This is a genomic window from Pseudomonas sp. USHLN015, from assembly GCF_037153275.1.
GTDB classification, from domain to species: Bacteria; Pseudomonadota; Gammaproteobacteria; order Pseudomonadales; family Pseudomonadaceae; genus Metapseudomonas; species Metapseudomonas tohonis.
Genome location: NZ_JBBCKP010000002.1, coordinates 99,785 through 124,019, shown reverse-complemented (window position 1 = coordinate 124,019; position 24,235 = coordinate 99,785). Strand labels below are relative to the sequence as shown.

General features: G+C 68.5%; 22 protein-coding genes. 8 read left to right on the top strand and 14 right to left on the bottom strand.

Translation table 11 applies throughout. From position 1 onward, the window contains the following. Positions 1 to 209 precede the first annotated feature (209 nt). On the top strand, positions 210 to 641 hold the full coding sequence (locus tag WFQ67_RS03585) for a YciI family protein (RefSeq protein WP_173172229.1): 432 nt from the start codon (positions 210 to 212) through the stop codon (positions 639 to 641). 10 nt (positions 642 to 651) lie between these two features. Then, positions 652 to 1,062, top strand: coding sequence for a VOC family protein (locus WFQ67_RS03580; protein ID WP_213625711.1), 411 nt, complete (start codon positions 652 to 654; stop codon positions 1,060 to 1,062). Positions 1,063 to 1,101: 39 nt separating this feature from the next. Here WFQ67_RS03580 and WFQ67_RS03575 read toward each other — a convergent pair whose 3' ends face one another. From WFQ67_RS03575 to mnmC, 10 genes are all read right to left on the bottom strand, one after another. After that, positions 1,102 to 1,344 (bottom strand): YheU family protein, encoded by a 243-nt coding sequence (locus WFQ67_RS03575; RefSeq protein WP_173172233.1) that lies wholly within the window; start codon positions 1,342 to 1,344, stop codon positions 1,102 to 1,104. 68 nt (positions 1,345 to 1,412) lie between these two features. Continuing rightward, positions 1,413 to 4,169: a hybrid sensor histidine kinase/response regulator gene (locus WFQ67_RS03570; protein ID WP_337056191.1), complete on the bottom strand. Its 2,757-nt coding sequence runs from the start codon at positions 4,167 to 4,169 to the stop codon at positions 1,413 to 1,415. A 62-nt stretch (positions 4,170 to 4,231) separates the two neighbouring features. Beyond that, positions 4,232 to 5,428, bottom strand: a complete 1,197-nt coding sequence (locus WFQ67_RS03565) for an osmoprotectant NAGGN system M42 family peptidase (RefSeq protein WP_173172237.1) — start codon at positions 5,426 to 5,428, stop codon at positions 4,232 to 4,234. Between the two features lie 41 nt (positions 5,429 to 5,469). Beyond that, positions 5,470 to 7,227: an N-acetylglutaminylglutamine synthetase gene (gene ngg / locus WFQ67_RS03560; RefSeq protein ID WP_337056190.1), complete on the bottom strand. Its 1,758-nt coding sequence runs from the start codon at positions 7,225 to 7,227 to the stop codon at positions 5,470 to 5,472. A gap of 13 nt (positions 7,228 to 7,240) precedes the next feature. Continuing rightward, on the bottom strand, positions 7,241 to 9,010 hold the full coding sequence (locus WFQ67_RS03555; RefSeq protein WP_337056189.1) for an N-acetylglutaminylglutamine amidotransferase: 1,770 nt from the start codon (positions 9,008 to 9,010) through the stop codon (positions 7,241 to 7,243). Positions 9,011 to 9,135: 125 nt separating this feature from the next. Then, complete coding sequence (locus WFQ67_RS03550) at positions 9,136 to 9,834, bottom strand: MBL fold metallo-hydrolase (RefSeq protein WP_337056188.1); 699 nt, start codon at positions 9,832 to 9,834, stop codon at positions 9,136 to 9,138. 12 nt (positions 9,835 to 9,846) lie between these two features. After that, positions 9,847 to 10,584: a sulfite exporter TauE/SafE family protein gene (locus WFQ67_RS03545; protein ID WP_337056187.1), complete on the bottom strand. Its 738-nt coding sequence runs from the start codon at positions 10,582 to 10,584 to the stop codon at positions 9,847 to 9,849. Continuing rightward, positions 10,584 to 11,123: a rhodanese-like domain-containing protein gene (locus WFQ67_RS03540; protein WP_337056186.1), complete on the bottom strand. Its 540-nt coding sequence runs from the start codon at positions 11,121 to 11,123 to the stop codon at positions 10,584 to 10,586. The genes WFQ67_RS03545 and WFQ67_RS03540 overlap by 1 nt, the downstream gene beginning before the upstream one ends. 25 nt (positions 11,124 to 11,148) lie before the next feature. Further along, positions 11,149 to 11,415 carry a metal-sensing transcriptional repressor gene (locus WFQ67_RS03535; protein ID WP_213625704.1) on the bottom strand — a complete coding sequence of 89 codons (267 nt, stop codon included), beginning with the start codon at positions 11,413 to 11,415 and terminating at the stop codon, positions 11,149 to 11,151. A 142-nt stretch (positions 11,416 to 11,557) separates the two neighbouring features. Further along, a complete protein-coding gene (gene mnmC / locus WFQ67_RS03530) occupies positions 11,558 to 13,519 on the bottom strand; it encodes a bifunctional tRNA (5-methylaminomethyl-2-thiouridine)(34)-methyltransferase MnmD/FAD-dependent 5-carboxymethylaminomethyl-2-thiouridine(34) oxidoreductase MnmC (RefSeq protein WP_337056185.1) in 1,962 nt (653 codons plus the stop codon). A gap of 233 nt (positions 13,520 to 13,752) precedes the next feature. On the opposite strand from mnmC, the gene pap reads away from it, so the two are divergent. Together pap and WFQ67_RS03520 are read left to right on the top strand one after the other, a co-directional pair. After that, entirely contained in the window at positions 13,753 to 15,240 is a 1,488-nt protein-coding gene (gene pap / locus WFQ67_RS03525; protein WP_213625702.1) for a polyphosphate:AMP phosphotransferase, read from the top strand. 123 nt (positions 15,241 to 15,363) lie between these two features. Continuing rightward, positions 15,364 to 16,548, top strand: a complete 1,185-nt coding sequence (locus WFQ67_RS03520; RefSeq protein WP_043247020.1) for a thiolase family protein — start codon at positions 15,364 to 15,366, stop codon at positions 16,546 to 16,548. Positions 16,549 to 17,190: 642 nt separating this feature from the next. Here the strand turns inward: WFQ67_RS03520 and WFQ67_RS03515 are convergent. Then, complete coding sequence (locus WFQ67_RS03515; RefSeq protein WP_173172254.1) at positions 17,191 to 17,397, bottom strand: DUF6316 family protein; 207 nt, start codon at positions 17,395 to 17,397, stop codon at positions 17,191 to 17,193. 282 nt (positions 17,398 to 17,679) lie between these two features. Between WFQ67_RS03515 and WFQ67_RS03510 the strand changes: the two genes are divergently transcribed. Continuing rightward, complete coding sequence (locus WFQ67_RS03510) at positions 17,680 to 18,633, top strand: DMT family transporter (RefSeq protein WP_337056184.1); 954 nt, start codon at positions 17,680 to 17,682, stop codon at positions 18,631 to 18,633. 157 nt (positions 18,634 to 18,790) lie between these two features. On the opposite strand, the gene WFQ67_RS03505 is transcribed toward WFQ67_RS03510, so the two are convergent. The 3 genes from WFQ67_RS03505 to WFQ67_RS03495 form a co-directional block, all read right to left on the bottom strand. Beyond that, complete coding sequence (locus WFQ67_RS03505; RefSeq protein ID WP_337056183.1) at positions 18,791 to 19,408, bottom strand: NAD(P)H-dependent oxidoreductase; 618 nt, start codon at positions 19,406 to 19,408, stop codon at positions 18,791 to 18,793. Then, positions 19,401 to 20,795, bottom strand: a complete 1,395-nt coding sequence (locus tag WFQ67_RS03500) for a class II fumarate hydratase (RefSeq protein ID WP_043247029.1) — start codon at positions 20,793 to 20,795, stop codon at positions 19,401 to 19,403. The genes WFQ67_RS03505 and WFQ67_RS03500 overlap by 8 nt, the downstream gene beginning before the upstream one ends. 72 nt (positions 20,796 to 20,867) lie before the next feature. Further along, positions 20,868 to 21,881, bottom strand: a complete 1,014-nt coding sequence (locus WFQ67_RS03495) for a DUF2804 domain-containing protein (RefSeq protein ID WP_213625701.1) — start codon at positions 21,879 to 21,881, stop codon at positions 20,868 to 20,870. A gap of 303 nt (positions 21,882 to 22,184) precedes the next feature. On the opposite strand from WFQ67_RS03495, the gene WFQ67_RS03490 reads away from it, so the two are divergent. The 3 genes from WFQ67_RS03490 to trhO all read left to right on the top strand — a co-directional run bounded on the left by WFQ67_RS03490 (position 22,185) and on the right by trhO (position 24,196). Further along, positions 22,185 to 22,694 carry a DUF2059 domain-containing protein gene (locus WFQ67_RS03490; RefSeq protein WP_043247034.1) on the top strand — a complete coding sequence of 170 codons (510 nt, stop codon included), beginning with the start codon at positions 22,185 to 22,187 and terminating at the stop codon, positions 22,692 to 22,694. Positions 22,695 to 22,706: 12 nt separating this feature from the next. After that, positions 22,707 to 23,012: a BolA family protein gene (locus tag WFQ67_RS03485; RefSeq protein ID WP_173172264.1), complete on the top strand. Its 306-nt coding sequence runs from the start codon at positions 22,707 to 22,709 to the stop codon at positions 23,010 to 23,012. Positions 23,013 to 23,260: 248 nt separating this feature from the next. Next, positions 23,261 to 24,196: an oxygen-dependent tRNA uridine(34) hydroxylase TrhO gene (gene trhO / locus WFQ67_RS03480; RefSeq protein ID WP_337056182.1), complete on the top strand. Its 936-nt coding sequence runs from the start codon at positions 23,261 to 23,263 to the stop codon at positions 24,194 to 24,196. Positions 24,197 to 24,235 lie beyond the last annotated feature (39 nt).

Genomic DNA, 24,235 nt, shown 5'->3' with positions numbered 1-24,235 from the left:
GCGCCGTCCGGCGTTCCGACCCTCCTGTCAGCTGCGTGATTCCCAACACCCACTAAGCTGTGATTCGCCTCCGCGCCCGCGTGCATCCATGCGGGAGCCGATGCGCGCGAATTTTCTTCGAGGGGCTGTCGAAACCGGCGAAGCCCGTTCGACTAATGGACAGAACCGCCAGCCTGGCGGGCATGAAACCTGACAGAAGGAGCGACACGATGCGATTCATGGTGATGGTCAAGGCAACGAAGGAATCCGAAGCCGGCGAAATGCCCAGCGAGGAGCTGCTCGCCGCGATGGGCGCGTACAACCAGGAGCTGATCGACGCCGGCATCATGCAGGCGGGCGAAGGGCTGCACCCCAGTTCCCGGGGCGCTCGGGTGACCTTCTCCGGCAGCAGCCGCACGGTGACCGACGGGCCCTTCGCCGAGACCCGCGAGCTGGTCGCCGGCTACTGGATCTGGGAAGTGGAATCCCTGGAGAAGGCCATCGAGTGGGTCAAGCGTTGCCCCAACCCGATGACCGGGGACTCGGACATCGAGATCCGCCAGATCTTCACCGCCGAGGACTTCGGCGCCGAATTCACGCCCGAGCTGCGTGAGCAGGAAGAACGCCAGCGCGCCCAGATGGCCACCGGCAAGCCGCAGTAGGGAGACGACCATGCGAATCAACGCCTACCTGATCTTCGCCGGCAACTGCCGCGAGGCCTTCGAGTTCTACCACCAGACCCTGGGCGGCGAGCTGCAGGTGATGAGTTTCGGCGAATCCCCGGCGGCCGAGCACGTGCCCGCGCAGTTCCACGACCGCGCCATCCACGCCTGCCTTTGCCTCGGCGACCAGTCGCTGATGGCCTCGGACACCACGCCGGAACACCCCTACGACGGCATCCGCGGTTGCTCGGTGTCGCTCAACGTCGATTCCATCAAGGAAGCCGAGCGGGTGTTCGCCGCGCTCTCGGCCGGTGGCAAGGTGCAGATGCCGCTGGAGGCGACCTTCTGGGCCGCCCGCTTCGGCATGTTCGAAGACCGCTTCGGCGTGCCGTGGATGGTCAACTGCGAGAAGGACCGGTAAGGCGCGCCACGGGGCGGGGCCGGGCTCCGCCTCGTGGGGCTACTCGTCTTCGCCGGACTCGAGCAACTCCTTCGGCACTTCGCTGCGCAGCATCAGCTGGCATTGCTGGCTGTCCGGGTCGAAGACGATCACCGCCTGCTTCTTCTCCAGGGCATGGCGCACGCGGGCGACGCGGGTTTCCAACGGGGTCTCGTCACCGTTGTCGGTGCCGTCGCGGGTGACGAAATCCTCGATCAGGCGGGTCAGGGTGTCGGCTTCGAGCAGGTGGTGGGGAATCAGCATGATGGACCTCGGGGGCAGGCGGCGATCCTAGCGCGATGGCCGCCGCGACGCCATGCGCGGGCGTCGCCTCAGGCCGAGTGCTCCTGGCCCTGGCGCACCAGCAGGCGGTCGAGGGTGGCGAAGAGCAGGGCGCTGTCCAGCGGCTTGCCGAGGAAGTCGTCCATGCCGGCCTCGGCGCCGGCGTCGCGGTGTTCGTCGAGGATGTGCGCGGTCAGCGCGACGATGGGCACCGCCGGCAGCTGGCGGCTGCGCTCGAACTGGCGGATGCGCCTGGTCGCCTCGAAGCCGTCCATTTCCGGCATCTCGCAATCCATCAGGATCAGCTGCACGCCGGCCGGGTCGCGCTCGTATTCGTTCACCGCCGCCACGCCGTTGGCCACGGTGCGCACGCGGTAGCCACGCTTGCGCAGGAAGCCCTGCACCACCAACTGGTTCACCGGGTTGTCCTCGGCGACGAGGATGCAGGGCGCCGAGCCCGCGTCGCTGAAGGCCTCGCTGAGGATCGGGCGCGGCTCCTGGCGGCGCTCCTGGTAGAGGTCGGCGAGGGCTTCACGCAGGGGCACCACGGCCAGCGGCTGGGCCATGGCGATCAGGCGCAGGCCGTTGCTCTGGGGCAGGTTCTGGCACTGTTCGGGCGGGCACAGCAGGAGGATGCGCTGCCCCGGTTCCAGGCGCGGGCGCAGGGAGTCGAGCCAGTGCGCGGCGCTGCCCGGCCAGGGCGCCACCAGCACCAGCAGCGGCGGCACGGCAAAGTCGTCGAGGTATTCGTGCAGGCGCTCGGGGGTCTGGCAGCGCTCGGTGCGCATGCCCCAGCGGCCCAGCAGGCGGCTCAGGGCGTCGAGGCCGAGGCCGTCGAGGGAGGTGAGCAGGGCGGTCTTGCCCTTGAGCAGGCGCAGCAGTTCGTCGTCTTCCTCGGTGCCTTCCTGCAGGGGCATGTCGAAGGCGAAGCGGGTGCCCTGGCCCGGGGTGCTCTGCACTTCGATCCGCCCGCCCATCATTTCCACCAGCTCCTTGCTGATGGCCAGGCCCAGGCCGCTGCCGCCGTAGCGGCGGGTGGTGCTGGAGTCGCCCTGGGCGAAGGAGTCGAACAGCTGGGACAGCGCCTCGTTGCGGATGCCGATGCCGCTGTCGCTAATGGCGAAGATCAGGTGCGGCTCGCCCAGGGAGTTGGAGCGGCGGCAGACGTTCAGCGCCACATGGCCCTCGGCGGTGAACTTGAGGGCGTTGCTCAAGAGGTTCATCAGCACCTGCTTGAGGCGCGTGGGGTCGCCCTTGATGCGCCGCGGCACGCCGCTCTCCAGGCTGATGTAGAGGCGCAGGCGCTTGTCCAGGGCCTGGGCGGTGAACAGGCTGAGGGTGTCGGAGAGCAGTTGCTCCAGGTCGAACTCGATGTGTTCCAGGGTCAGCTTGCCGGACTCGATGCGGGCGTAGTCGAGGATGTCGTTGATCACCGCCATCAGGGCGCTGCCGGAGCTGGAGATGGTGTCGACGTAGAAGCGCTGGCTGCGGTCCAGCGGGGTTTCCTTGAGCAGTTGCAGCATGCCCAGCACACCGTTGAGCGGGGTGCGGATCTCGTGGCTCATCTTGGCCAGGAAGCGGCTCTTGGCGCGGCTCTCGACGTGCGCCTGCTCGGCGGCCTGGCGCGAGCGGAAGCCTTCTTCCTTGAGGGTGTTGATGCGGTCGGCGAGGCCGATGGAGAGGGTGATCAGCTCGATGGTCACGCCGATCTTCACCACCGTGGCGCCGAAGATGCCCAGCACCTCCACGCCCAGCGAGCCGGTGGTGGCCTGGATGAAGGCGAACAGCAGGATGCCCCAGGCCAGGGTGTAGTAGGAGCCGTAGCGCACGCCCCGGCGCCAGACGTAGATGCCGGCCAGGAGCAGCAGCAGCGAGACGGCCGAGACGGTGAGGCTGGCAAGGATGTTCCAGGCCTGCAGGCCGATCACCGGCGCCGAGACGAACACCGCCAGGGTCGCCAGCATCGCCACCCGCAGCGCCGTGTCCAGGCGCGGGAAGTACTGCTTGGCGTGGAGGAAGTGGCGGCTGAACTGCACGGCGGTGAGGCAGTGCAGGTACATGAGGATGTAGATGCTCACCGACTGGAAGGCCACGTGCTCGGGCAGCAGCTTGAACAGCATGCCGTCGAAGCAGGCGGCCAGCAGGCCGACGTTGAGGTTGTAGGCCAGGTACCAGAGGTAGGCCGACTCGCGCAGCGAGATGTAGAGGAACAGGTTGTAGAAGAACATGGCGAACAACACGCCGTAGAAGGCGCCGTTGAACCCCATGAGGTTTTCCTGCGCCGCCGCGCTGGCGCCGTAGGTGCTGAAGAACAGCGGCACGAAGAGGGTGCTGGTGCTTTCCACCCGCAGCAGCAGGGTGTTGGTGCCGGGCTGCAGGTCGAGGGGGAACCAGAAGTTGCGCACCTGCACCGGGCGCTGGGCGAAGGCGAAGCTGTCGCCGCTCTCCTGCTCCTGCAGGTGGCCGTCGGGTTCGAAGAGAAAGATCTTGATGTGGTCGAGCAGCGGGTAGTTGGCTTCCAGGTAGCCCGACAGCGGGTGCTGGCGGCTGTTGACCAGGCGCACCTTGAACCACCAGACCGAGCTGTTCTTGCCCATGTTGGCGTGTTCGCCGTGCACCGGGGTGAAGGCTTCGTCCGGCAACTGGCGCAGGTCGGCGAGCTGCAGCTTGCCCTCGGGGTCTTCCAGGTAGCCCATGAAGGGGCTCAGCGACAGGCGCAGGTCCTCGCGGTCCAGGGGTGCGCTTTGCAGCGCCCAGACCTGGCCGGTGAGGCAGAACAGCAAGAGCGCCAGACAGAGGCGAGGCATCCTTTCACCCCATTGTTTTTATCACCCGTGGCCTGGCACTTTGCCTTTATGTGAGGTGGCCTTCAAGCGTCGCTTTCGCCCTTGCCGACGAGACTTCCGACAGTCGGTACGCGGGTGTCGTTTTCCATCTGCGCGGTGTGTTCCAGCTGATGGCTGAATGGCTCCAGGGAGTTCTGCGCGGCGTCGGCGTCGCTGGCGAACACCGGCGGGCTCATCATGTAGGCGCCCAGCAGGCGGGTCATGGCCTCCAGGCTGTCGATGTGGGTGCGCTCGTAGCCGTGGGTGGCGTCGCAGCCGAAGGCGAGGAGGGCGGCGCGGGTGTCGTGGCCGGCGGCGATCGCCGACTGGGCGTCGCTGTGGTAGTAGCGGAACAGGTCGCGACGGACGGGTATGACGTTCTTCTCGGCGAGCTTCAGCAGGTGCCGCGAGAGGTGGTAGTCGTAGGGGCCGGCGGAATCCTGCAGGGCGACGCTGACGGCGTGCTCGCTGGATTGCTGGCCGGGGGCGACCGGGGCGATGTCGATGCCGACGAACTCGCTGACGTCCCACGGCAGCGCACCGGCGGAGCCGGAGCCGATCTCCTCGGTGATGGTGAACAGCGGGTGGCAGTCGATGGGCGGCACCAGCTTGGCCTCGGTGATGCCCTTGAGCGCGGTGAGCAGCGCGGCGACGCCGGCCTTGTCGTCGAGGTGGCGGGCGCTGATGTGGCCGCTCTCGGTGAACTCGGGCAGCGGGTCGAAGGCGACGAAGTCGCCGATGCACACGCCGAGGGACTCGCAGTCGGCGCGGGTCGAGCTGTAGGCGTCCAAGCGCAGTTCGATGTGGTCCCAGCTGATCGGCATGCTGTCCACCTCGGTGTTGAAGGCGTGGCCGGAGGCGAGCAGCGGCAGCACGCTACCCCGGATCACCCCGGTGTCGGTGAACACGCTGACGCGGCTGCCTTCGGCGAAGCGGCTGGACCAGCAGCCCACCGGGGCCAGGGCCAGGCGGCCGTTGTCCTTGATCTGGCGGACGATGCCGCCAATGGTGTCCAGGTGCGCCGCCACCGCGCGGTCGGGGCTCTTCTGCCGGCCCAGCAGGGTGGCGCGGATGGTGCCGCGACGGGTCAGCTCGAAGGGGATGCCCATCTCCTCCAGGCGCTCGGCGACGTAGCGCACGATGGTGTCGGTGAAGCCGGTGGGGCTGGGGATGGCGAGCATCTCCAGGAGCACCTGGCGCAGGTAGTTCATGTCCGGTTCGGGAAGTTTTCTGGCAGTCATGGCGTCTCCTTGGCGAGAAGCCGGGCCCGTGGGCCCGGGGCTCAGGACAGCGGCTGGCTGAGGGGGAACAGCAGGTCGATGAAGCGCTCGGCGGTGGGCTGCGGCTGGTGGTTGGCCAGGCCGACCCGTTCGTTGGCCTCGATGAACACGTAGTCGGGCTGGTCGGCGGCGGGCACCAGCAGGTCCAGCCCCACCACCGGGATGCCCAAAGCGCGGGCGGCACGGATGGCCGCCTCGCCCAGGCGCGGATGGAGGATGCCGGTGACGTCCTCCAGGGTGCCGCCGGTGTGCAGGTTGGCGGTGCGGCGCACGGCGAGGTGGGCGCCCTCGGGCAGCACGTCGTCGTAGCCGTAGCCGGCGTCCCTGAGGGTGCGTTCGGTCTCGTCGTCGAGGGGGATGCGGCTTTCGCCGCCGGTGGCGGCCTGGCGCCTGCGGCTCTGCGCCTCGATCAGCGAGCGGATGCTGCGCTGGCCGTCGCCGACGATCTCCGCCGGGCGACGGATCGCCGCCGCGACCACTTCGTAGCCGATCACCACGATGCGCAGGTCGTGGCCTTGGTGGAAGCTCTCCAGCAGCACGCGGCTGTCGAAGCGCCGGGCGTTGTCGATGGCCGCTTCCACCTCGGCGGCGCTGCGCAGGTCCACCGCCACGCCATTGCCCTGCTCGCCGTCCACCGGCTTGACCACCAGGGCGCCATGTTCGGCGAGGAAGGCGGCGTTCTCCTCTGGCGTGCCGGCCAGGCGCTGCGCCGGCAGGCTGAGGCCGGCGCGGGCCAGGGTGCTGTGGGTGAGGGTCTTGTCCTGGCACAGGGTCATGCTGACGGCGCTGGTCATGTCCGACAGCGATTCGCGGCAGCGCACGCTGCGCCCGCCCTGGCTGAGGCTGAAGAGCCCGGCGCGGGCGTCGTCGACGCGCACCTCGATGCCGCGGCGGTGGGCTTCGTCGACGATGATGCGCGCGTAGGGGTTGAGGTCCTCCTCCGGGCCGGGGCCGAGGAACAGCGTCTGGTTGATGCCGTTCTTGCGCTTGATGGCGAAGGTTGGCAGGTCGCGGAAGCCGAGTTTCGAGTACAGCGCCTTGGCCTGGCGGTTGTCGTGCAGCACCGAGAGGTCGAGGTAGGCCAGGCCACGGCTCATGAAGTGCTCGATGAGGTGGCGCACCAGCGCCTCGCCGACGCCGGGGCGGTTGCATTGCGGGTCCACCGCCAGGCACCAGAGGCTGGAGCCGCCCTCCGGGTCGTGGAAGGCCTTGCGGTGGTTGAGGCCCATCACGCTGCCGACCACCTGGCTGCTCGCCGAGTCCTCGGCCAGCCAGTACACCGGGCCGCCCTGGTGGCGCGGGGTGATCGCATCCTGGTCCACCGGCAGCATGCCGCGGCTGCGGTACAGCTGGCTGATGGCCTGCCAGTCCTCCTCGCTGTGGGCGCGGCGGATGCGAAAGCCCCTGAAGGCCCGACGCGCCGGGCGGTAGTCGGTGAACCACAGGCGCAGGGTGTCGGAGGGGTCGAGAAACAGCTGCTGCGGGGCCTGGGCCAGCACCTGCTGGGGCGCGGCCACGTAAAGGGCGATGTCGCGTTCGCCGGGGCTTTCGGCCAGCAGCTCGCGGGCCAGGCTCGCCGGGTCCGGGTAGGTGTGGCCCAGCAGCAGGCGCCCCCAGCCGCAATGCAGCACCTGGACCTGCTCGGCCTGTTCGTCCTTGTGCTCTTCCGCCAGGCGTGCCTGCAGGCGCTCGTAGGAGGGCGCCTGGCCGCGCAGCAGACGCTGGCTCTGCACGTACTGCTGGCTGGTAAAGAATTTCATCGCGAATCTCTCCTTAGAGTCCCTGCTCGTTGAGCCAGAGGTTGAGCGCCGCCATCTGCCACAGCTTGGAGCCGCGCAGCGGGGTCAGGTCTTCGCCGGGGTTGGCCAGCAGGCGTTCGAGGGTGGCGGTGTTGAACAGGCCGCGATCCTGGCTCGGGTCCAGCAGCAGCTCGCGCACCCAGTCGCGGGTCTTGCCCTGCAGGTGCTTGAGGCCGGGCACGGGGAAGTAGCCCTTGGGCCGGTCGATCACCTCGTGGGGGATGACCTGGCGGGCGACTTCCTTGAGCACCTGCTTGCCGCCGTCGCCCAGCTTGAAGCGCGAGGGGATGCGCGCGGAAAGCTCGACCACGCGGTAGTCGAGGAAGGGCACCCGCGCTTCCAGGCCCCAGGCCATGGTCATGTTGTCGACGCGTTTGACCGGGTCGTCCACCAGCATGATGGTGCTGTCCAGGCGCAGGGCCTTGTCGACCGGGTCCTCGGCGCCGGGGCGGGCGAAGTGTTCGCGGACGAAGTCGCCGGCCACGTCCCCGGTGAGCCAGGCCGGCTGCACGGTGTCGCGGTAGTCGGCGTGGCTGCGGTCGAAGAACCCCGCGCGGTAGGTGGCGAAGGGGTCGGTCGTGTCGGCCAGCGGCGGGTACCAGTGGTAGCCGCCGAACAGCTCGTCGGCGCCCTGGCCGCTCTGCACCACCTTGCAGTGTTTCGAGACCTCGCGGGAGAGCAGGTAGAAGGCGATGCAGTCGTGGCTGACCATCGGCTCGCTCATGGCGCGGAAGGCCGCCGGCAACTGCTCGATGATCTCGTGCTCGCCGACCCGTAGCTGGTGATGGCGGGTGCCATAGCGGCGGGCGATGAGGTCGGAGTATTCGAATTCGTCGCCGCGTTCGCCGCCGGCATCCTGGAAGCCGATGGAGAAGGTCAGCAAGTCCTCGACGCCGGCTTCGGCCAGCAGGCCCACCAGCAGGCTGGAGTCGACACCGCCGGAGAGCAGCACGCCCACTTCGCGGGCCGCGCGCTGGCGCACGGATACGGCGTCACGCAGGCTGCCCAGCAGCAGGTCGCGCCAGTCGGCCAGTTCCAGCCCGGCTTCCTCGGCGCCGTGGCCGTAGTCGAGGCTCCACCAGGTGCCCTGGTCGGTATTGCCCTGGGCGTCGATCATCATCCAGCTGGCCGGCGGCAGCTTCTCGATGCCCTTGACCAGGGTGCGCGGGGCCGGCACCACGGCGTGGAAGCTGAGGTAGTGGTTGAGCGCCTCGGCGTCCAGGGTGCCGTCGATGTCGCCGCCCTTGAGCAGGGCCGGCAGGCTGGAGGCGAAGCGCAGGCGGCTGGCGGTGCGCGACAGGTACAACGGCTTGATGCCGAGACGGTCGCGGGCCAGGAACAGGCGCTGGCTGCCCGGCTCCCAGATGCCCAGGGCGAACATGCCGTTGAGCTTGGGCAGCATGTCCTTGCCCCAGGCGTGCCAGGCCTTGGCCAGCACCTCGGTGTCGCCGCCGGAGCGGAAGCGATAACCGAGGGCCTGCAGCTCTTCACGCAGCTCGGGGAAGTTGTAGATGGCGCCGTTGAAGCTCATCGCCAGGCCCAGGTCGGGTTCGACCATCGGCTGCGCCGAGCCGTCGGACAGGTCCATGATCTTCAGCCTGCGATGGCCCAGGGCGACGGGGCCCTGGCTGTGGAAGCCCCAGGCGTCGGGGCCGCGAGGGGCGAGGTGATGGGTGATGCGTTCGACCGCTGCCAGGTCGGCGGGTCGCTTGTCGAAACGTAACTCTCCAGAAATGCCGCACATAGTTCCTTACCGGTTCTGCCGTTGGGGATACCACCCGCTTTATGCGGGCAGTAAGAGTCCGACCGGTAACTTTGCCGTTGGTTTAGATCAAATAGTTATTAGGGGAAGGGGCGCTTTCCGGCGCCTCAGGGGCGGCCGCAGGCGCGGTTGGCGGGCACGGCGATGTCCATCATGCGCGGGTTGGGCAGGCGCAGGCTGGCCATCAGCGCCGCATAGGCCTCGGCGTCCGCCACCTGCAGGCGCGGGTTGTGGGCACGTTCCTCGGCGATGCTCGAACGCGTCCAGCCGCGGTAGTCGTGGCCGGGGCACACCTCGGTGTCGCCGGCCAGCGCCAGCAGGCGCTGCAGGCTGGCCCACTGGGCGCGCGCGTCGCCGTTCTGGAAGTCGGTACGCCCGGTGCCGCGGATCAGCAGCGTATCGCCGGTGAACACCCGCGCCGGAGTGCCGTCGGCGGGGCTGGCGGGCAGCAGGAAGCAGTAGGAGTCCGCAGTGTGCCCGGGGGTGTACCAGGCGATCAGCTCGCGCGTGCCGAAGCGCAGGCGCGTGCCGTCGGCGAAGGTGAAGCTGGCGCAGGTGCTGCCGCTTTCGGCGCCGAATCCGCTCTGGCAGCCGGTGGCCTCGCGCAGGTCGCCCAGGGCGGTGATGTGGTCGGCATGGGTGTGGGTATCGAGCGCCTGCACCAGGCGCAGCCCGAGTTCGTCGAGCAGGCGCAGGTAGGCGTCGAGCTGTTCCTTCACCGGGTCGATCAGCACCGCCTCGCCGGCGTCGGCGAGCAGGTAGGTGTAGGTGGAGCTTTCGGCATCGAAGAGTTGGCGCAGCAGCATGGTGCAATCTCCTCAGATCAGTTTCTGCAGGGCCACCGACAGGCTGGTGATCACCAGCAGCACCGCGAACAGGCGTTGCAGTGCCGGGCCGCCCAGGCGGTACGCCAGGCGGTTGCCGACCAGCATGCCGAGCGCGCCGCCGACTGCCAGGGCACCGAGCAGCAGCGCCGGGGGCTGGGCCTGCCCCAGGTAGAGCAGGAAGCCACCGCCGGACACCACCACGACCACCGCCATGGACGTAGCGGTGGCGGCCAGTACCGAGAGCGGCGTGAACCAGAGTAGCGCCGGAACCACCAGGAAGCCGCCGCCGACGCCCATCAGTCCCGACAACACGCCCACGCCCAGACCGATGGCCAGCAACGGCAGGTAACGCAAGGGGCCCGTGCCGGCGCGCGGCCGCTCGGCGCCGTGCCACAGGCGCCAGGCGGACCACAGCACCAGCAGGCAGAAGCCGGTGATCAGCAGGCCCTCCGGCACCCAGTGCCCGAGCCACTGGCCCAGTGCGTTGCCGGGCAGGCCGGTGGCGGCGAGCAGCAGCACCGGGGGCCAGGCCACCAGGCCCTGGCGCAGGCGCAGCACGGTGCCGACCAGGGCGGTGAGGGCCACCGCGCCGAGGCTCACGCCGACCGCGTCGCGCAGCGGCAGGTGCAGGCTGAGCAGCAAGGGCAGGGCCACCAGCGAGCCACCTGCGCCGGTCAGCCCGAGCAGCAGGCCGAGCAAGGTGCCGATGGCGAGGGCTTCGAGAAGCATCAGCGGTTCCAGGGCATGCGGGCGAGCACCAGGGCCAGGCCGCAGGTCCCGCTCAGCCCGGCGAAGGTGAGGCCGGCGCCGACGAAGCCGCTCAGCAGGTACCAGCCGGGATGCAGCCAGGTGCCGAGGACGACACCCAGCAGCACCAGGCTGCCGGCGCTGATCTGCACCTGGCGCTGCAACTCCAGGCCGCCGCCGCTGCCTTCGCGGGGCATGCCGCAGGCCAGGCAGGCATCGGTGCCACCCTCGATCACCTGCACGCCCGGCAGCAGGGCGCTAAGGCGCTCGGCCGCCTGGCGCGCACGCTGGCCCTTCTGGCAGATCAGGTAGAGCTCGTCGCCGCTGCCGAGGCCTTCGCCACGCAGGCGCTCGGCCAGGCGGGCGCGGTCCAGGTTGCCCAGCGGTTCGTTGCGGGCACCGGCGATGTGCCCGGCGCGGTATTCCGCCGGGCTGCGCACGTCGACGAGGAAGCGGGCGCCTCCCCGCTGGTGCAGTTCGGCGAAGCGCGGCGCGTCGATCAGGCGGATGGCGTCGTTCATGTCGGGTACTCCCCAGGAGTATGTGTCAGGTGTACTTGGTGAAGATCGCGCGCACGCGCGCCAGGGTCTCGGCATCGTCGCGATCCGGGTCGAGCACGGTTTCCTCGACCAGGCAGGCGAGCATCTCCTGGTAGGCCTTGTCGAGCGCCTTGCGGGCGGCCGAGAACTGCTGCGCGATGGCCTCGCAGGGCTCGCCGCGACGGATCATCGCCTGGATGCCGCGTACCTGCCCCTCGACCCGTGCCAGGCGCTTGAGCATGGCGTCCTGGCGTTCCTGCGTGGGGCCGCTCATGGCGCCATCGCTCGTGCCGGGCGCGGATGGAGGGTGATGGGCATGGTGGGTACTCCCCTGGGGTTTATACCGGGGGGAGTATAGGAGCGACTCGTCGGGTTGTCAGCTGCGGCGCGTTGCCGCCTGGCGGATCTGCAGGCGGCTAGCGCCCGCGCACCAGGCGGCGCAGGGGGAAGCGGTTGGGGTGGCAGGCTTCGGCGACGTCGCGGGGCACGGGCAGCGGCTCGCCCTCCAGCCAGGCGGCCAGCAGCTCGCCGGCCAGCGGCGCGGTGATCAGCCCGCGCGAGCCATGGCCGCTGTTGACGTAGAGGCCATCGAGCCAGGGCGCGGGCACGTCCGGCACCTGGCGCGCGTCGCGGCCGAGCACCGCATAGGCCTCGGCGAAGGCGTCGGCATCGCACAGCGGGCCCACCAGTGGCAGGTAGTCGGGTGTGGTGCAGCGGAAGGCGGCGCGGCCTTCGAGCACGGCGGGGTCGAGCCGGTCGGCCTGCAGGCGCTCGGCCAGGTCGGGGGAAATCTCCCGCAGCAGGTCGAGGTTGCCGGCGTGTTCGGCGGTGGTGGGGGCCAAGTCCTGGCTGTGGAAGTCGAAGCTGGCGCCCAGGGTGTGCTCGTCGTTGCGCACCGGCGCCACGTAGCCTTCGGCACAGACCACGGTCGCCAGGGCGCGGCTGCCCTCGGTCGCCGGCAGGCGGGTGATCTGCCCACGGATGCGCTTGAGCTGCATCCCGGCGGCCTGTGGAAAACGCAGGATCTCGGCGGCGCCGGCGAGCACCGCGACCGGTGCCTCGGCGATCACCCGCTCGCCATCCAGGGCCTGCCATCGGCCGTTCTCGCGGCGCAGTTGCAGGGCCTCGCTGTGGGGCAGCAGGCGGATGCCGGGCCGGGCGGCCAGCCAGCGGCACAGGGCGGGTGGGTGCACCCAGCCGGCCTCGGGGTAGAACAGCCCCCCGGCGGGCAGGGGAATGCCGGCGACGGCTTCGGCCTGCTCGCGGTCGAGGTGGCGCAGCAGGCCGGCGGGGAAGGCTTCGGCGAGGCGCGCCTGGCGCTCGGCTTCCTTGGCTTCGAAGGCCAGTTGCAGCACGCCGCAGCCTTGCCAGTCCTGGTCCGGCTGCAGGTGCTGGAGCAGGCGGCGGGTGTGGCCGAAGCCGCTGACGATCAGCCGCGACAGTGCGGTGCCGTGGGCGGAAAGCTTGAGGTAGAGCACTCCCTGGGGGTTGCCGGAGGCTTCTTCGGCGACGCCGGCGTGGCGTTCCAGCAAGGTGACCTGCCAGCCACGTGCGGCCAGGCTGGCGGCACTGGCGCAGCCGGCGAGGCCGGCACCTATCACCAGTGCCTGGCGCTCGCCCACCTGCGGTGCGGGTCGTGCGAACCAGGGTTTGTCGGCGTGCGCGGGCTCGCCGATGAAGTGCCCCTTGCTCATGTGCCATTTGTTGCCGAAGCCTTTGGCGCGGCGAATCTGGAAGCCCGCTTCCTTGAGTGCACGACGCACGAAGCCGGCGCTGGTGAAGGTGGCGAGCGTGGCGCCCGGCGCGCTGAGCCGTGCCAGTTGGGCGAACAGTTCGGGGGACCACATGTGCGGGTTCTTCGCCGGGGCGAAGCCGTCGAGGAACCAGGCGTCGATGCGTGCGTCCAGTTCGGGCAGGCATTGCAGTGCGTCGCCCACCAGCAGCGTCAGCGTCACGCGGCCGCCGGCGAACGACAGGCGCTGGAAACCGGGGTTGATGGCGCGGTACTGGTCCAGCAGTGCGTCGGCGAACGGCGCCAGCTGCGGCCACAGCACCAGGGCGCGGGCCAGGTCGTCGCGGGCCAGGGGGAATTTCTCGACGCTGACGAAGTGCAGCCGCGCATCGGCCGGCGCGTGCGCCTCGAAGAGTTGCCAGGTGCAGAGGAAATTGAGCCCGGTGCCGAAGCCCGTCTCGCCCACCACCAGGCGCCCGTCGGCACCGAGTTCGGCGAAGCGGCGCGGCAGGTCGTTGCCGTCGAGGAACACGTGGCGGGTCTCGTCGATGCCCGAGGTGGGGGAGAAATAGACGTCGTCGAACTCGCGCGACAGCGGCTGGCCCTGCTCATCCCAGTCGAGCAGTGCGTGATGGAAATCGGACATGGAGGACCCCGGCGGAACGAAGCGCGAATAGTAGCCGATCGCGGTGCCGCGGCGCGTGCGACAGGGGGACGCTCGGGGCGGTGGGCGAGGAGTTGGAGGATTCGCGTGTAGTGCCCGATCCTCCGGGGCCGTTGTGGGGGCCGGCGTGGGAGTGCCTCGCGACTCTGTCGAATCTTTCACCCCGCAGCGCTGCGTCTTCCGCTATTTTTTCTCCACCAACCAGGGAGAGTCGCATGTTCGAATCTGCGGAAATCGGTCATTCCATCGACAAGGAAACCTACGACAAGGCCGTGCTGGAATTGCGCGAGGCGCTGCTGGAGGCGCAGTTCGAGCTCAAGCAGCAGGCGCGTTTCCCAGTGATCATCCTGATCAACGGCGTCGAAGGGGCCGGCAAGGGCGAGACGGTTAAGCTGCTCAACGAGTGGATGGACCCGCGCCTGATCCATGTCGAGAGCTTCCTCATGCCCACCGACGAGGAGCTGTCACGTCCGCCGCAGTGGCGCTTCTGGCGCAAGTTGCCGGCCAAGGGGCAGACCGGCATCTTCTTCGGCAACTGGTACAGCCAGATGCTCCATGCGCGCGTCGAGGGGGATATCAAGGACGCGCGCTTCGACCAGGCCATCGAGTCCGCCGAGCGCTTCGAACGCATGCTCTGCGACGAAGGCGCGTTGATCTTCAAGTTCTGGTTCCACCTGTCCAAGAAGCAGCTCAAGCAGCGCCTCAAGGACCTGGACAAGGACCCGCAGCGCAGTTGGAAGCTCAACCCGCTGGACTGGAAGCAGAGCGAGACCTACGACCGCTTCGTGCGTTTCGGTGAGCGCATGCTGCGCCGCACCAGCCGTGACTACGCGCCCTGGTACGTGATCGAGGGCATCGACGAGAACTACCGCAGCCTCAGTGTCGGCCGCATCATCCTCGAAGGCCTGCAAGCCGCGCTCAAGCGCAAGGATCGAGCGATCCCCCAGCCCCACGCGGCGCCGCTGATCTCCAGCCTGGATGACCGCAGCCTGCTCGACAGCCTCGACCTGAGCCTGAAGCTCGGCAAGGACGACTACAAGGAGCAACTGGCCACCGAGCAGGCACGCCTGGCCGGGCTGATGCGTGACAAGCGCTTCCGCGAGCACGCGCTGATGGCGGTGTTCGAGGGCAACGACGCGGCGGGCAAGGGGGGCGCCATCCGCCGCGTCACCGGCGCCCTCGACCCGCGCCAGTACCGCACCGTGCCCATCGCCGCACCCACCGAGGAGGAGCGCGCCCAGCCGTACCTGTGGCGCTTCTGGCGGCACGTTCCGCCGCGCCGGCAGTTCACCATCTTCGACCGCTCCTGGTACGGCCGCGTGCTGGTGGAGCGGGTCGAGGGCTTCTGCTCCGAGGCCGACTGGCTGCGCGCCTACAGCGAGATCAACGACTTCGAGGAACAACTGCACAACTACGGCATCGTCGTGGTGAAGTTCTGGCTGTCGATCGACAAGGACGAGCAGATGGCGCGTTTCAAGGAGCGTGAGGAAACCTCGTTCAAGCGCTACAAGATCACCGAGGAGGATTGGCGCAACCGGGACAAATGGGACCTCTACGTCGATGCGGTGGGCGACATGGTGGATCGCACCAGCACCGAGCTGGCGCCCTGGACCCTGGTCGAGGCCAATGACAAGCGCTTCGCACGGGTGAAGGTGCTGCGCACCATCAACGAGGCGCTGGAGAGGGCGTTCAAGAAGGGCTGAACCGGCGGGCGATGGCCGCGCATACGCAGGATGAATGATCGTCGCCCACGGACATTGGGTGGATTTATCCTCGCGCCATCGTCAATGGACACCCGTCCTCAAACCGACAAGAAGAGGTGCGTCATGCGTGAAGTGGTGATAGTCGACAGCGTTCGGACCGGCCTGGCCAAGTCCTTCCGTGGCAAGTTCAACATGACCCGGCCGGACGACATGGCCGCCCACTGCGTGAACGCCCTCCTGGCGCGCAACGACCTGGACCCGGCGCTGGTGGACGACTGCGTCGTCGGCGCCGGTTCCAACGAAGGCGCCCAGGGCCACAACATCGGCCGCAACGTGGCCGTGCTGTCCGGCCTGGGCATCGGCGTCGCCGGCATGACCCTGAACCGCTACTGCTCCTCGGGCCTCCAGGCCATCGCCATCGCCGCCAACCAGATCGCCTCCGGTTGCAGCGACGTGATGGTCGCCGGCGGCGTCGAGTCCATCACCCTGACGCTGAAAAGCATCAACCAGGACAACTTCGTCAACCCGCGCCTGAAGCTGGAACACCCCGGCATCTACTACCCGATGGGGCAGACCGCCGAGATCGTCGCGCGCCGCTACAACGTCAGCCGCGAGGCGCAGGACCTGTACGCCCTGCAGAGCCAGCAGCGCACCGCCCGCGCCCAGGCCGCCGGCCTGTTCGACGACGAGATCGTGCCGATGAACGTGAAGTACGGCGTCGAGGACAAGGCTACCGGCGAGAAGAAGATCCTCGAGGGCGTGGTCGACCGCGACGACTGCAACCGCGCCGACACCACCCTGGAAGGCCTGGCTTCGCTGAAGCCGGTGTTCTCCGAGGACGGTTCGGTCACCGCCGGCAACTCCTCGCAGCTGTCCGACGGCGCTTCCATGACCCTGCTGATGAGCCTGGACAAGGCCATCGAGCTGGGCCTCAAGCCGCGCGCCTTCTTCCGTGGCTTCACCGTGGCCGGCTGCGAGCCGGACGAGATGGGCATCGGCCCGGTGTACTCGGTGCCCAAGCTGCTCAAGGCACGTGGCCTGTCGGTGGACGACATCGACCTGTGGGAACTGAACGAAGCCTTCGCCTCGCAGTGCCTGTATGCCCGCGACCACCTGGGTATCGACAACGAGAAGTACAACGTCAACGGTGGCTCCATCTCCATCGGCCACCCCTTCGGCATGACCGGTTCGCGCCAGGTCGGCCACCTGGTGCGCGAGCTGCAGCGCCAGGGCAAGCGCTACGGCATCGTCACCATGTGCGTGGGCGGCGGCATGGGCGCCACCGGACTGTTCGAAGCGGTGCGCTGATCCGCATACCGCACGACGCTGGAATGGAAAACCCGCAACGGCCTGGCCGCTGCGGGTTTTCTTTTGGTCGCTGCGCACCCTGGGCGGGGGCGTGCTCTTCGTGGAATGGGGGCGCTGCGCGAAACCCATCGATGTGGCGCTGCGGGCAGCCTCGCCTGGTGGAGGTGAAAAGCGACCTCCACCCTACGCAGCGGTCATGTCCTCGCGCTGGCGCGGCGTTTTTGGGTAGGGGCGACTTCAGTCGCCAAGCGGCGCGCAGCGCTGCCCCCGTGGGAGCGAATTCATTCGCGATGAGCCGGGGCGAGGGCGTGCTTTTCGTGGGATGGGGAGCTGTGCGAAACCCATCGATGTGGCGTCACGCTCAACCTCGTCTGGTGGAGGTGAAAAGCGACCTCCACCCTACGCAACGGTCATCGTCCCAGCGCTGGAGCGGCATTTCCTGTAGGGGCGACTTCAGTCGCCAAGCGGCGCGCAGCGCTGCCCCCGTGGGAGCGAATTCATTCGCGATGAGCTGGGGCGAAGGCGTGCTTTCGTAGGATGGGTAGAGCTGCGCGACACCCATCGATGCGGCGCTGCGGGAAGCCTCGCCTGGTGGAGGTGAAAAGCGACCTCCACCCTGCGCAGCGGTCATGCTCGTGGCGCTCAGAGCCGGCTGGCGATGATGTCGTCGGCCTGCATCATGCGGCGGATGTAGAAGGCGATCTCGCGCTCGGCGTCGGCGCGGGTGAAGTAGGGGCCTTCCAGGGTGCCCTCGCGGGTGGCGAAGAAGTACTGCCCATTCACCGCGCTGACGCGGTCGCTGCGGTAATGGGTGCCGGCTGCGGCGTCCACGGTGCGTTGCCCGAACATGCTGATTACTCCGGGGTGAATGGGTCGGATGATGTTTGAGTCTAATCCGCGTCCCGGTGCCTGCGCGCTCAGGCGATGGACGGTACGAATCGGCGCCTGATCGCGACCGTTCGCGGCATTTACATAAAAATGACGCTGGAAAGCTGACGCGTGGCACCGCTCCGACCGGTACAGTTGAGCGCCGCTCGCGCCGGCAATTGTCGCTGTGTGCGTCGCAGGGCAGGTTCTAGAATGAGCGGCCCGCCGCCTTGCCGGCCGGGTCCCTTCCGCTTCGAGGTCTCCATGCACATTTCTTCCGGCCGTTGGCTCTACGGCCTGTTTCTCGCCCTCGTCACCGCCGTGCTCTGGGGCATCCTGCCGATCAAACTCAAGGAAGTGCTGAAGGTGATGGACCCGGTGACCGTCACCTGGTTTCGCCTGCTGGTTTCCGGCTCGCTGCTGTTCGTCTGGCTCGCCGCTACCCGCCGGCTGCCGCGCTTCAAGCCACTGGGGCGCAAGGGGGGCGCTCTGGTGGCGCTGGCCATCGCCGGGCTGCTGGGCAACTACGTGCTCTACCTGATCGGCCTGAAGATGCTCAGCCCCGGCACCACGCAACTGGTGATCCAGGTGGCGCCGATCCTGTTCCTGATCGGCAGCCTGTTCATCTTCAAGGAGAGCTTCAGCCTCGGCCAGGCGCTCGGGCTGGCGGTGCTGGTGCTGGGCTTCGGGCTGTTCTTCAACCAGCGCCTGGATGAGCTGCTCACCTCCCTCGGCACCTACACCACCGGGGTGCTCATCGTGCTGGCGGCGGCCTTCGTCTGGACCTTCTACGGGCTGGCGCAGAAGCAGCTGCTGACAGTGTGGAATTCCATGCAGGTGATGATGGTGATCTACCTCGGCTGCGCCGCGTTGCTGACGCCCTGGGTGGCGCCGCTGGAGGCGCTGCAGCTGTCGCCGCTGCAGGGCTGGCTGCTGCTGGCCTGCTGCCTGAACACCCTGGTGGCCTATGGCGCCTTCGCCGAGGCCCTGGCCCACTGGGAGGCTTCGCGGGTCAGCGCGACCCTGGCCATCACCCCGCTGGTGACCTTCGCCTCGGTGGCCCTGGCCGCCAGCCTCTGGCCCGACCACGTGGTGCCCGAGCAGCTCAATGGCATCGCCTACGGCGGCGCGCTGCTGGTGGTGCTGGGCTCCGCGCTGACCGCCCTCGCGCCCTCGCTGGTGCGCAGCTGGAAGGCGCGCCAGGCCCGCGCGCTGTAACGGCTCACAGGGGCACATGGGGGCGACCGCAGGGGCGACTTCAGTCGCCCAGCGGCGCTCCGCGTCGCCGCTTTACCGGGCTGTAGCCCGGGCTACGTTTGCATCCTGAAACGCCCATCGTTGGGCCTCGCTGCGCTCGGCGCCAACCTGCGCCGCGCTAGCTGCGGGTCCCCATGGTTTCCGCCTTGCGCAGCCAGGCCTGGCGCTGTTCCTCGGAGGAGGAGCGCACCGGGGCGAATTCGGCCAGGCGGCGGGTCTTGATGCCGCAGAAGCCGAGGATGGTGCGGGTCATCTGCCGGTGCCCGGGGGCGCCGTAGATCCAGCGGAAGTACCAAGGCGGCGTGTCCAGGGTCACCAGCAGGTCGGCGGTGCGGCCTTCCAGCAACTTTTCCCAGGAGCGCACGCCGCGGTAGCGGAAGGCGAAGCCGGGGAGGAACACGCGGTCGAAGAAGCCCTTGAGCAGGGCCGGCACGCCGCCCCACCAGACCGGGTAGACGAACACCAGGTGCTCGGCCCAGTGGATCTGCCGCTGGGCCTCCAGCAGGTCCGGCTCCAGGGCCTGGCTCTGGTCGTAGCCTTGGTGCAGCACCGGGTCGAACGCCATCTCGCCGAGCTTGAGCAGGCGCACCACGTGGCCTTCGCTGCGGGCGCCCTGGGCATAGGCTTCGCCAAGGGCGTTGCACAGGCTGTTGTCCTTGGGCGAGCCGAAGATCATGAGGATGCGCTTGCCGTCGCCTTCCAGGGGCGTGGCGCCGTGCTTGGTGGCTTCAACCATGCTGGCCGGCCTCCAGCATGGTTTCCGGGCGGACCCAGGCGTCGAAGTCCTCGGCGCTGACGAAGCCCAGCGCCAGCGCCGCCTCGCGCAGGGTGGTGCCCTCGCCGTAGGCCTTCTTGGCGATCTGCGCGGCCTTGTCGTAGCCGATGTGGGTGTTGAGTGCGGTGACCAGCATCAGCCCGCGCTCCAGGTGCTCGGCCATGCGCGCCGCGTCGGGCTCCATGCCGGCCACGCAGTGGCGCTGGAAGTTGCGCGAGCCGTCGGCCAGCAGGCGGATGGACTGCAGCAGGTTGTGGGCGATCACCGGCTTGAACACGTTGAGCTGCAGGTGGCCCTGGCTCGCGGCGAGGCTGATGGTGGTGTCGTTGCCGATCACCTGGCAGGCGAGCATCGACAGCGCCTCGCACTGGGTCGGGTTGACCTTGCCGGGCATGATCGAGCTGCCCGGCTCGTTGGCCGGCAGCCTCACTTCCGCCAGGCCGCCACGGGGGCCGGAGCCCAGCAGGCGCAGGTCGTTGGCGATCTTCATCAGCGCCACGGCGAGGGTCTTGAGCGCACCGGAGAGCGCCACCAGCGGCTCGTGCCCGGCGAGGGCGGCGAACTTGTTGGGGGCGGAGACGAAGGGCAGCCCGGCCAGCGCCGCCAGCTCGGCCGCCATGGCCTCGGCGAAACCGTGGGGCGCGTTGAGCCCGGTGCCGACGGCGGTACCGCCCTGGGCCAGTTGGTAGACCGCCGGCAGGGCGTTGCGGATGGCGCGCTCGGCGTAGTCGAGCTGGGCAACGAAGGCGGAGAGCTCCTGGCCGAAGGTGATGGGCGTGGCGTCCATCATGTGGGTGCGCCCGGTCTTCACCAGGTGGGCATGCCGCGCGGCCTGCTCGGCGAGGCCGCCGGTGAGTTCGGCGAGGGCCGGCAGCAGCTCGTCGTTCACCGCCCGGGCCACGGCGATGTGCATGGCGGTGGGGAAGCTGTCGTTGGAGCTCTGCGCGTGGTTGACGTGGTCGTTCGGGTGCACCGGGCTCTTGCCGCCGCGCTGGCCGCCGGCCAGTTCGTTGGCGCGACCGGCGATGACCTCGTTGACGTTCATGTTGCTCTGGGTGCCGCTGCCGGTCTGCCACACCACCAGGGGGAACTGGTCGTCGTGGCGGTGGGCGAGCACTTCGTCAGCCGCCTGTTCGATGAGCCGGGCGATGTCCGGGGAGACGGTGCCGTTGCGGCCGTTGACCCGCGCGGCGGCCTTCTTGATCAGGGCCAGGCCGTGCACCACCGCCAGCGGCATGCGTTCGACGCCGATGGCGAAGTTCTCCAGCGAGCGCTGGGTCTGGGCGCCCCAGTAGGCGTCTTCGGCGACTTCGACTGGCCCCAGGCTGTCTGTTTCGGTACGGCTCATTTGCACATGCTCCAGAAAGGATTTTCCGCAGTTTAGGCCGCGGATGGAGCATGGGGTTCCGCCGTGGCGCTATTACCAGCGTGCGTGGGTGGTGCCGAGCCAGCCCATGGCGTTGTCCACCGGCACGCGTTCGCCGGTGGGGCCGCGCAGCACGCCGTCGAAGCGGCCGAACCACTGGCGGGTGTCGGCGTAGAGCGGCCCGAGGCGGGGGTTGGCCTGGTGCAGCTGGCGCGGGGTGAAGGTGAGCTGCACGCGGTTGCATTCGGTGCCCAGCTGCCAGGGCGCGAGAGGGTTGCTCTGGGCCTGTTCGATGCGCACCGGGCGGTCCAGCTTGGACAGCTCGCCGCCGAACCACAGGGCGTTCTCGGTCAGGCCGCTGGCGTCGGTCCAGCCGGCTCCGAAGTTGCCGGCGATGCCGCCGCTGGTGGCAAAGGCGGCGCGGGTCCACTGGCTGTGCAGGGGCCAGACGCCACGGCCGAAGTCGAGGGCGGCGAAGCTCTGTCCGGCCTGGCAGTCGAAATGGCGGTTGCCCAGTTGCACGCTGCCGCTGGCGGGCAGGCCGAGCTGGCGGCTGCTGGCGTGGAAGCCGCGACCGGGGAAGGGGGCGACGAGGTTCACCGAATCCAGGTGCAGCGGGCGCAGCACGTCGAGCGCGGCCTGCAGCGGCTGGCCACCGATATCGGGCACGGCGACGGTGATGCGTGCCCGTCCGGGGTGCTCATCCACTTTCAGGTGCAGGCGCGGGTGCTGGAATTCGTAGCTCTCCAGGGGCGTGTCGGGCAGGCGGCAGCCTCGGCCGAGCAGGCGCAACTGGGAGTGATTCACCGCGAGGCCGGTTTCCATGTCGAGGAAGTAGGCGCCGCAATAGCCGATGTAGTCGAGGTCGGCGAGCGTCAGCGACAGCACCCACTGCGGGGTGGTGATGCACCAGTGGTTCCAGCGCTTGCGCCGGCCGACGTTGCCGGGCATCGCGCAGTCCAGGCGCGGGCGGTTCGACCAGCCGATGGCGGACGGGTCCAGCCGGCCCTGGGGGTCGCACAGCGTCGCCGACCCGTGCGGCACCAGTGCGGAGATGTGGCTAGTCATCGGACACGTCCATGTAGGGATGCAGCTTCCAATTTCGGGGGCGAGGGAACATTGCGCGCGACAGGTGGCCCAAAGGGGCGATGTGTCGGTGGGCTGACAGCGTTTTATTGACGCGCAAGGATGCCCAGAGGCCGCTAGCATGAGCAAGTGATGGCATTTTGACAATAGACCGTTGGAGTGCACCCATCCACAGTTCGGCCGTGATCCGGCACACGTCCTCGTCGCTTGAGCTCCCCATGGGCTCGGGCGCAGAATGATCCGCCCTCGGGTGACCCCCGTAACCGCTCAGACAAAGGAATACCGATGACCAAGCTTCGCGTACTTTGCACCGCCGTCCTGATCGCCTGCGCCAGTGGCCAGGCGCTGGCCGATGCCGCCAGTCATGCCGCCAACGCTGAGCGCTTCCTCAAGCTCGCCCACGCCGACAAGCTCACCGTGCCGGTCTACGGCCAGGTGCAGCAGATGTTCGCCCAGCGCTTCGAGCAGAGCGGCGCGCCGGCGGACAAGAAAGCCGCGCTGGAGAGCTACCAGGCCAAGGCCAACACCGCCCTCGACAAGGCCGTGGGCTGGGACAAGCTCAAGCCCGAGCTGGTGAAGATCTACACCACCAACTTCACCGAGCCGGAGCTGAAGGACCTGATCGCCTTCTACGAATCGCCCCTGGGCAAGAAGGTGCTGGAAAAGATGCCGACCCTCACCGCGCAGTCCGCCCAACTGACCCAGTCGCGCCTGGAAGCGGCCGTGCCGGAAGTGAACAAGCTGCTGGCCGACATGACCAGCGAACTGGCCCCCAAGGACCAGAAGAAGAAGTAAGCGGAGCCCTGCATGAGCATGCGTGATCGAATCCTCGCCGCGTTCGCGGCCCTCGAGCCCCAGCACCTGGAGGTGCTGGACGAGAGCCACATGCACAGCCGCGGCCTGGAGACCCACTACAAGGCGGTGATCGTCAGCCCGGTGTTCGCCGGGCTCAACGCGGTCAAGCGGCACCAGAAGGCCTATGGCTCGCTGGGTGAGCTGATGGGGCAGTTCCATGCCCTGGCCCTGCACACCTACACCCCCGAGGAGTGGGCCGCGCAAGGCGCCGCGCCGGATTCGCCCACCTGCAAGGGTGGCAGCAAGCACGATCATTGAGGCCGCAGGTGCCCTGATGCTCTTTGTGGGAGCGGTTTCAACCGCGAAGGCCGGCGTCGCGGTCATCGCCAATGAATTCGCTCCCACAGGGGCCTTGGCGCCAGCGCCGCAAGTCGCCTGAGACCTTTTCACGCAGCCGTCCGGTTGCGCTTTTTGCTAGAATCCGCACCCAGCGCCGGCCCAGCCGGCGCTGTCGTTTCTGTCACCCGGTCCGCCCTTTGCGTGGGCGACCACTGGAGGAAGTCCCCATGTCCCGGATCGTCGTCGCGGCGCTCTACAAGTTCGTCTCCCTGAAAGATTACGTCGCCCTGCGCGAACCCCTGCTCAAGACCCTGCTCGAGAACGACATCAAGGGCACCCTGCTGCTGGCGGAGGAGGGCATCAACGGCACCGTCTCCGGCACGCGCGAGGGCATCGATGCACTGCTGGCCTGGCTCAAGGTCGACCCGCGCTTCGCCGACCTCGACCACAAGGAGTCCTACTGCGACGAGCAGCCGTTCTACCGCACCAAGGTCAAGCTGAAGAAGGAGATCGTCACCCTGGGCGTGCCCGGCGTCGATCCCAACCAGCGCGTCGGCACCTATGTCGAGCCGCGGGACTGGAATGCCCTGATCAGCGACCCCGAGGTACTGCTGATCGACACCCGCAACGACTATGAAGTGGCCATCGGCACCTTCGAGGGCGCGGTCGATCCGAAGACCAAGTCCTTCCGTGAGTTCCCCGACTACATCCGCCAGCACTACGACCCGGCTGTGCACAAGAAGGTCGCGATGTTCTGCACCGGCGGCATCCGCTGCGAGAAGGCCTCGGCCTACATGCTGGGTGAAGGCTTCGAGGAGGTCTTCCACCTCAAGGGCGGCATCCTCAAGTACCTGGAAGAGGTGCCCGAGGCCGAGACCCGCTGGCGCGGCGACTGCTTCGTCTTCGACAACCGCGTCACCGTGCGCCACGATCTTTCCGAAGGCGACTTCGACCAGTGCCATGCCTGCCGCAACCCGATCTCGGTCGAGGATCGCCAGTCGCCCCATTACGCCCCCGGCATCAGTTGCCCGCATTGCTGGGACAGCCTGAGCGAGAAGACCCGCGCCGGTGCCCGTGAGCGGCAGAAGCAGATCGAACTGGCCAGGCAGCGCAACCTGCCGCACCCGATCGGTCGCAACCCGCGCCAGCCCATGGAGAGTTGAGAGAAACGATGGCCAGGACCCGCCTGCTCTACGTGATGG

Excerpts from the sequence above, each read along its gene's own strand:
- WFQ67_RS03585 (WP_173172229.1), top strand. The coding sequence starts at position 210 with ATGCGATTCATGGTGATGGTCAAGGCAACGAAGGAATCCGAAGCCGGC.
- WFQ67_RS03580 (WP_213625711.1), top strand. The coding sequence starts at position 652 with ATGCGAATCAACGCCTACCTGATCTTCGCCGGCAACTGCCGCGAGGCC.
- WFQ67_RS03575 (WP_173172233.1), bottom strand. The coding sequence starts at position 1,344 with ATGCTGATTCCCCACCACCTGCTCGAAGCCGACACCCTGACCCGCCTG.
- WFQ67_RS03570 (WP_337056191.1), bottom strand. The coding sequence starts at position 4,169 with ATGCCTCGCCTCTGTCTGGCGCTCTTGCTGTTCTGCCTCACCGGCCAG.
- WFQ67_RS03565 (WP_173172237.1), bottom strand. The coding sequence starts at position 5,428 with ATGACTGCCAGAAAACTTCCCGAACCGGACATGAACTACCTGCGCCAG.
- ngg (WP_337056190.1), bottom strand. The coding sequence starts at position 7,227 with ATGAAATTCTTTACCAGCCAGCAGTACGTGCAGAGCCAGCGTCTGCTG.
- WFQ67_RS03555 (WP_337056189.1), bottom strand. The coding sequence starts at position 9,010 with ATGTGCGGCATTTCTGGAGAGTTACGTTTCGACAAGCGACCCGCCGAC.
- WFQ67_RS03550 (WP_337056188.1), bottom strand. The coding sequence starts at position 9,834 with ATGCTGCTGCGCCAACTCTTCGATGCCGAAAGCTCCACCTACACCTAC.
- WFQ67_RS03545 (WP_337056187.1), bottom strand. The coding sequence starts at position 10,584 with ATGCTTCTCGAAGCCCTCGCCATCGGCACCTTGCTCGGCCTGCTGCTC.
- WFQ67_RS03540 (WP_337056186.1), bottom strand. The coding sequence starts at position 11,123 with ATGAACGACGCCATCCGCCTGATCGACGCGCCGCGCTTCGCCGAACTG.
- WFQ67_RS03535 (WP_213625704.1), bottom strand. The coding sequence starts at position 11,415 with ATGAGCGGCCCCACGCAGGAACGCCAGGACGCCATGCTCAAGCGCCTG.
- mnmC (WP_337056185.1), bottom strand. The coding sequence starts at position 13,519 with ATGTCCGATTTCCATCACGCACTGCTCGACTGGGATGAGCAGGGCCAG.
- pap (WP_213625702.1), top strand. The coding sequence starts at position 13,753 with ATGTTCGAATCTGCGGAAATCGGTCATTCCATCGACAAGGAAACCTAC.
- WFQ67_RS03520 (WP_043247020.1), top strand. The coding sequence starts at position 15,364 with ATGCGTGAAGTGGTGATAGTCGACAGCGTTCGGACCGGCCTGGCCAAG.
- WFQ67_RS03515 (WP_173172254.1), bottom strand. The coding sequence starts at position 17,397 with ATGTTCGGGCAACGCACCGTGGACGCCGCAGCCGGCACCCATTACCGC.
- WFQ67_RS03510 (WP_337056184.1), top strand. The coding sequence starts at position 17,680 with ATGCACATTTCTTCCGGCCGTTGGCTCTACGGCCTGTTTCTCGCCCTC.
- WFQ67_RS03505 (WP_337056183.1), bottom strand. The coding sequence starts at position 19,408 with ATGGTTGAAGCCACCAAGCACGGCGCCACGCCCCTGGAAGGCGACGGC.
- WFQ67_RS03500 (WP_043247029.1), bottom strand. The coding sequence starts at position 20,795 with ATGAGCCGTACCGAAACAGACAGCCTGGGGCCAGTCGAAGTCGCCGAA.
- WFQ67_RS03495 (WP_213625701.1), bottom strand. The coding sequence starts at position 21,881 with ATGACTAGCCACATCTCCGCACTGGTGCCGCACGGGTCGGCGACGCTG.
- WFQ67_RS03490 (WP_043247034.1), top strand. The coding sequence starts at position 22,185 with ATGACCAAGCTTCGCGTACTTTGCACCGCCGTCCTGATCGCCTGCGCC.
- WFQ67_RS03485 (WP_173172264.1), top strand. The coding sequence starts at position 22,707 with ATGAGCATGCGTGATCGAATCCTCGCCGCGTTCGCGGCCCTCGAGCCC.
- trhO (WP_337056182.1), top strand. The coding sequence starts at position 23,261 with ATGTCCCGGATCGTCGTCGCGGCGCTCTACAAGTTCGTCTCCCTGAAA.